This is a genomic window from Cellulomonas xylanilytica, assembly GCF_007989805.1.
Lineage (GTDB): Bacteria > Actinomycetota > Actinomycetes > Actinomycetales > Cellulomonadaceae > Cellulomonas > Cellulomonas xylanilytica.
Genome location: NZ_BJUB01000023.1, coordinates 1 through 511, shown reverse-complemented (window position 1 = coordinate 511; position 511 = coordinate 1). Strand labels below are relative to the sequence as shown.

1 protein-coding gene is annotated in these 511 nt (G+C 74.4%); it reads right to left on the bottom strand.

Going from position 1 to position 511, the window contains the following annotated elements:
* Positions 1-511, bottom strand: a 511-nt coding sequence (locus CXY01_RS20720; protein ID WP_146931851.1) for a fibronectin type III domain-containing protein, incomplete at both ends; no start/stop codon positions are given.

Here is a 511-nt window from a genome sequence, read left to right as displayed (position 1 = left end):
GTAGCCGGTGACGGCCACGTTGTCGGTCGAGGCGGTCCAGGACAGCGGGACCGACGTCGTGGTGGTGGTACCGGCCGTCAGGCCCGCCGGCACCGAGGGCGCCGTCGTGTCCGTGACCGTGCCGGTCTGGGTGGTCGCCGAGACGGCAGCCGAGGCGGCCGAGACGTTGCCCGCCACGTCCTTGGCGCGGACCGTGAACGAGTACGCGGTACCGGCGGTCAGGCCGGTCACGGTGTAGCTCGTCGAGGTGGTCGTGCCCACGAGCGTGGTGCCGCGGTAGACCTCGTAGCCGGCGAGGCCGGACCCACCGGCGTTGTCGGTGGAGGCGGTCCAGGACAGCGGGACCGACGTCTGCGTGGTCGTGCCGGCCGTCAGGCCCGCCGGCACCGAGGGCGCCGTCGTGTCGGTCGGCGTGGTGCCCGGCTGCGTGGTGGCCGTGGCGGCGGCCGACGCTGCCGACACGTTGCCGGCGGCGTCCTTGGCACGGACCGTGAACGAGTACGCGGTGGCG